Origin of the sequence: Agriterribacter sp., assembly GCF_035497235.1 — a bacterium.
Lineage (GTDB): Bacteria > Bacteroidota > Bacteroidia > Chitinophagales > Chitinophagaceae > Agriterribacter.
Window position 1 is genome coordinate 160,997 of record NZ_DATJEB010000039.1, and the last position, 6,000, is coordinate 166,996.

5 protein-coding genes and 1 tRNA gene are annotated in these 6,000 nt (G+C 43.5%); 4 read left to right on the forward strand and 2 right to left on the reverse strand.

The features are described 5' to 3' along the window. Positions 1–29: 29 nt before the first annotated feature. Positions 30–680, forward strand: coding sequence for a response regulator transcription factor (locus VL121_RS14260; RefSeq protein WP_325406443.1), 651 nt, complete (start codon positions 30–32; stop codon positions 678–680). Positions 681–717: 37 nt separating this feature from the next. Here VL121_RS14260 and VL121_RS14265 read toward each other — a convergent pair whose 3' ends face one another. After that, positions 718–1,359 (reverse strand): RNA polymerase sigma factor, encoded by a 642-nt coding sequence (locus tag VL121_RS14265; RefSeq protein WP_325406445.1) that lies wholly within the window; start codon positions 1,357–1,359, stop codon positions 718–720. Between the two features lie 233 nt (positions 1,360–1,592). Here VL121_RS14265 and folE point away from each other — a divergent pair, with 233 nt between their 5' ends. Beyond that, positions 1,593–2,204, forward strand: a complete 612-nt coding sequence (folE, locus tag VL121_RS14270) for a GTP cyclohydrolase I FolE (protein ID WP_325406447.1) — start codon at positions 1,593–1,595, stop codon at positions 2,202–2,204. Between the two features lie 110 nt (positions 2,205–2,314). Continuing rightward, positions 2,315–4,651 carry a glycoside hydrolase family 95 protein gene (locus VL121_RS14275; RefSeq protein ID WP_325406449.1) on the forward strand — a complete coding sequence of 779 codons (2,337 nt, stop codon included), beginning with the start codon at positions 2,315–2,317 and terminating at the stop codon, positions 4,649–4,651. Positions 4,652–5,067: 416 nt separating this feature from the next. Here VL121_RS14275 and VL121_RS14280 read toward each other — a convergent pair whose 3' ends face one another. Next, a complete protein-coding gene (locus VL121_RS14280) occupies positions 5,068–5,340 on the reverse strand; it encodes a DUF4342 domain-containing protein (RefSeq protein WP_325406451.1) in 273 nt (90 codons plus the stop codon). Positions 5,341–5,543: 203 nt separating this feature from the next. Here VL121_RS14280 and VL121_RS14285 point away from each other — a divergent pair. Next, positions 5,544–5,617: transfer RNA gene (locus VL121_RS14285), tRNA-Asp, on the forward strand. The last annotated feature ends 383 nt before the right edge of the window (positions 5,618–6,000 follow it).

Genomic DNA, 6,000 nt, shown 5'->3' on the forward strand with positions numbered 1-6,000 from the left:
TCCTATACCGTTAAAAACCAACCGATGCTATGAGTATTATTAAAGTTGCCATTGCCGATGACCACAAAATATTCCGCAAAGGTGTAATCCTTTCGCTACGGCAGTATACCAATATTAAATTTGTACTGGAGGCCGAAAACGGTGAAGATCTGCTGATGGGCTTACCCGCAGCGGAACCCGATGTGGTACTAATGGATTTGCGCATGCCTGTAAAAGACGGCATAGAAGCAACAAGAACGATCAGCAAACAATACCCCCATCTTCACGTTATTGTGCTTACCATGTATGAAGATGAAAGATTTGTGTCGCACCTTATGGAAAATGGAGCCAACGGGTACCTGCTCAAAAGTGCCGATCCGGCTGAAATTAAAAAAGCCATCGTGGAAGTAATGGCCCGGGGTTATTACCTCAACAACTTCGTGAACAAAGTACTCTTAAAAAAATCGCATGCCCGAACAAAATCTATCCCTTCCTTAACCAATGAAGTGGTAATAAGCGATAAAGAAAGAGAAGTACTCCGGTTGCTGTGTATGGAATTTACCGCTACGGAAATTGCACAAAAAATGGAGATCAGCCCCCGCACCGTAGAGGCCATCAAAGACAGAATGATGGAAAGATATAACGTAAAGAATACGGCCGGACTTGTATTTTTTGCGGTAAAGAATAATTTAATTGATTAAGCGTTTTACCGCGGATACAATACAAGTCCGGGATATGTTATGCAATAGCATTCAATACATGATTTACTAAGCGGTCGCAACGGGTGAGGTGAAATGTGTATACGTGTTCTTTCATATCATTGCTAAGGCTTTGACGCAACATGGCTTTGGCGCGGTTGAGGCGCACTTTTACATTGGCTTCTTCTATTCCAAGTATATCCCCTGTTTCTTTTACAGGCAGCCCTTCAATTTCTCTCAACACAAATACAAGCCGGTACTTTTCCGGCAGGTGAGCGATAGCCGTTTCCAGGGCAATACCCATTTCCTTGTTCATTAAAATATTGGAAGGGGTTTTCATACTACCCATATTTTCAGGATGACATTCAATATTAACAGACTTCAAATGTGCCTTTTTGTTTTTTTGCGCCAGGCACTCATTTATCAATATTTTTATCAGCCAGGTGCTTAATGACGCTCTGTACTCAAATTTATCCAGATGCTGATATGCTTTTATATAAGCGTTTTGCATGGCGTCTTCCACCTCCATATCATCGCCGAGTATAGATATGCCCGCCCGGAAAAGGCGCTGATTGTAACGGCGCATGATCCATTCAAATAAATGTTTTTCTCCCGATAGCACCCTGCTTACCAGCTCCGTATCGGAAAGTTGGGATAGCGGTAAGGTAGTTAGATCATCCATTTGCCCATTAGATTATAAAAACAGTAAAACGTTACAATTTTTCCAAAAAATATTTTGTAACCCTTTCCTTACTTATGAATCTAAACTGTATACACAAACACTACTTATGGCAACAATCAATTAGTTTTAGTTACAAAACACGTTAAAGATCACATATGGCATTGCTCCCGTAAATGTACCATATTTATGAAAATCGCAGGGAGCATAGAAATCAAAAGTCAAAAATAATAATTATGGAAATAGAAGAAATACTTGGCCGGGCCATTCCGGTACAGCAATTATCTGTAAACGGAAAGATAAAACTCATTGCGCACCATTTCGAAAAGATCATGCGTATACTGGAACTTGATATGGATAATGGCAGCCTGAAAGATACTCCGGAGAGGGTAGCCAAAATGTATGTAAAAGAAATATTCAGCGGGCTTAACCCCGCTAATGAACCGCAGGTTACGCTTTTTGAAAAAGAATATAACTATGATGAGATCATACTGGAAAGAAACATCCCGGTATATTCTTATTGCGAGCATCATTTTGTGCCTATTATAGGAAAGGCACATGTGGCTTATATAGCCAAGGGCAAAATAGCAGGTTTATCTAAGCTCAATCGCGTGGTGAACTATTTTTCCAGGCGGCCGCAGGTGCAGGAACGGCTAACTTTTGACATTGCCGGTTTTTTGAAAGCAAAGCTCTGCACAGAAGATGTAGCAGTTATTATTGAAGCCGAACATTTGTGCATCGCATCCCGCGGTATAAAAGATGCGGGCAGCACTACGATTACCGGCAGCTACCATGGCAGGCTTGCGGCAGAGAAAAAAAATGAGTTGATGCAATTATTAAAGCTTTAAGCTGAAATACTTATTATTACAGGTATCCGTGGCGTGATTTGCTTATTTCATTATATTATTGCTAAATATTTCACCGGCAATACTATTCTGCCGCTCCTAAAATCATGGTCATGACATTCAAAAAAACATTGCTCTTTGCAGCGTTGTTCTCCTGTATTCACAGTATAGCGCAGCAAGATTTACAATTGTGGTATAACAGCCCGGCAAAACAATGGACAGACGCTTTGCCCATTGGCAATGGACGTATAGGCGCCATGATATTCGGTAAATATGATCATGAGCGTATTCAGCTCAATGAAGAAAGCGTATGGGCCGGAAGTAAAATCAATAATAATAATCCCCGTGCTGCGGAGCATTTACCGCAAATACAAAAGGCTTTATTTAACGGAGCATATAAAAACGCACTCAATCTTTCAACCCAATATCTTGTGGGTACGCCGCCCAGGGTACGCTCCTATCAGCCACTCGGCAATCTCTTTATTAACTATGCATGGAAAGGAACGGTGCAGCAATATAAGCGCTCCTTAACGCTTAATACCGGCATAGCCGCAACAACCTATACGATAGATGGCAATACAATAATCCAGGAAGTATACGCTTCAGCTCCGCAGGATGTGATTGTAGTAAGCATCCGCGCCACCCGCCCTTTTGATACGGAACTTTTCCTGTCGCGTGAAAAAGATACCCACGAATATAAAAGTGAAGGAAATATGGCCTGGTTTAACGGGCAAATTGAAGACGGGGAAGATCCGGAGGCTGGCCCGGCAGGAAAGCATATGCGCTTTTCGGGCGCTATGAAAATTATACATACCGATGGAAAAGCAAATTCATTCCTAACTGATTCATCTGCGGGTTACCGGGTAAATGCTGCAAAAAATATAGTGCTGCTGGTAACGGGCGCTACCGACTATGATTTTGATAAATTAAATTTCGATCCTGCTATTGATCCGTTAGCCATTTGCAAAACAAAGCTCAACAAGGCGGCCGGTTTTTCTCCCGCTGTATTAAAACAAATGCATGTAAAAGATCACCGTTCGTTTTTTGACCGGGTAAATTTTACGCTGGGAGAAGATACCTACAACAAATTACCCACTAACAAAAGGCTGGAACAGGTTAAAGCCGGAACAACAGACCATGGACTGATTGTATTATACTACCAGTATGGCCGTTACCTGCTGATGGGCTCATCGCGGAAACCCGGCAAGCTGCCTGCCAACCTGCAGGGCATCTGGAATGAATTATATAACGCTCCGTGGAATGCCGACTTTCATACCAATATCAACCTGCAAATGAATTATTGGCCTGCGGAAACCGGTAATCTTTCTGAAACGATCATTCCTCTTGCGCATTTCATGCAGGCGCTAACCGTTCCGGGAGCAGTTACTGCAAAGGAAATGTATGACGCCAAGGGGTGGACGCTGCACCACTTAACGGATGTTTTTGGCAGAACCGGTGTAGCAGACGGCGTTTGGGGTGTATCGCCTATGGCCGGTCCCTGGATGACCTTCCCGCTGTACAGGCATTATGAATTTACCGGCGATACCAATTACCTGCGCCATACTGCTTATCCTGTTATTAAAGGATCAGTAGCATTTGTACTCGACTTCTTAGTTCCGTCTCCACAAGGTTACCTGGTTACCAATCCATCCCACTCGCCTGAAAACGCTTTTTTTGTGCCGGGCACCAACCGAAAGGAAAGTTCACAATTATGCTACGCCAGCACAATAGATATAGAGATCATTCACGGCCTGTTCAATAATTTTATACAGGCCGCTACGCTGTTGCAGGCTGATGGGGATTTGGTGAATAAAGTTAAAGCGGCGCAACAGCAGCTTCCGCCCATTAAAATTGGTGCTAATGGAACCATACAGGAATGGATAGAAGATTTTGAAGAAGTGGAGCCGGGGCATCGCCACATGTCGCACCTGCTGGGGCTGTATCCCTTAAATCTTATACCGCCACAAACACAGGACTTATACGCTGCGGCAAAAAAAACGATTGAACGGCGGCTGGCTAACGGCGGCGGGCATACGGGATGGAGTAAAGCCTGGATCATTAATTTTTATGCCCGTCTGCAGGATGGTGAAAAATGTGGCGAACAGGTACAATCCTTGCTGCAGAAAAGCACACTGATCAGCCTGTTAAGTACACACCCGCCATTTCAAATTGACGGAAACTTTGGCGGTGCGGCAGGTATAGCCGAAATGTTATTGCAGTCGCAGAACAACGAGATACACCTGTTACCCGCCCTGCCTTCTACCTGGCCCAGCGGAAACATAAAGGGCTTGCGTGCAAGAGGCGGCTATACCATTAACATGAGCTGGCAATCGGGCAAACTAACGCGGCTTATTATAACGGCCGACAGGGCAGGAAACCATACCATCCGCTATGGAAATAAAGTATTGCAATTGCAGCTAAAGAAAGGAGATAATACTGTTGCGTTTTAACCGCATGGCTGAATAAGGGGCTTTGAACAGCGGTTGAATGTATTTACCGGGCAGCAAATCAATTCAATACTTCTTATAGTGCATTATAGTAAAACCCCGCGGCGCCGGGTATGCCGCTATTATGCAGTTCAGACAGCTCAATACGCAGCCGCGGGAACGATTTTGAAAAGGCAAAGCTGTTAATGCGTTCTCACAGGGTGTGCTGAAAATAGAGATAAGCATGCTGCACGGAGCCGCCAAAAATAATCAGTAGGGGGTCATTTACCTGTTACCAGCCCGCCCCGGATATTCGTTGCGCCAAGGTCAATGCCGATGATCATTTCCCGGTTCATATATTTTCTTTGTAAAGCTTCAGGAGCCATCAATGAACGGAAAAAAGAAATAGACGAAAAAATAGAAGCATTGAAAAAAGACGGCTACGCTTTAGGTTCAGAATCATTTTCAGGCTTCGTTTCTTCCCGCTCCACCGTAATGGAACATTCGCCAATTAAAGCCGCTAATGCCCCAATAGCGGCAAATACAGGGGCCAGCAAAGCACCTACCACCCCTATTGTTAGCGGAAAAGTAACTAATTCCTTTCCTGATTTATCGGCAATAGTGATCTTCCTGATATTTCCCTCTGAGATCAGTTCCTTTATTTTTTTAAGCAGGTTTTCACCATGCAGGGTGAACGTTTCTTTTATGGCCATGATACAAATGTATTTAGTGATCAGTAAAGTTAAAAATTTCAGAATGCAGGAAAGCAATTAAAATAAGCAGGACGCCTGGTTTTGGACAGGTAAACTTCAGTACAAACCCAAATTGAGCTGTTCTTTAAAAAACTTTTTGGGGAGAAGCCAAAAATCCTATCTTTGCCGTCCTGAAAAATACGGGTAGTAATACCCACATTTAAGGATCGGTAGTTCAGTTGGTTAGAATGCTGCCCTGTCACGGCAGAGGTCGCGGGTTCGAGTCCCGTCCGGTCCGCTTTTCAACTCCATAAGTCGCTGTTTTGCAGCGACTTATTTATTTTTGGTCTCAATTCTGGTCTATAAACTTTTGCCGTGCAACTTCCACGAACCTTCTATAATAAGTTGTCCGGAACTCCGGACATAAGCCATAATTGGATGCTGTGATAGCTTAGCTATACTTTAAATGTTTTTATCCGGGAAACAGTTTGATTGGAAAATCCACTCAAATTGACCCCCGTTCGCCAAATCAAAGTGACCCCGGTCTGCCATTTTAAAATGACCCCCTGATACCGGCTTAAATTGACCCCCTGTAAAAAGAAGTAAAGAGCAGTTGTTTTTGTAGGATAATAAGCGGTTGTTTTAAACAAAACAACCCAGGTAAAAATGTCCAACAAACCA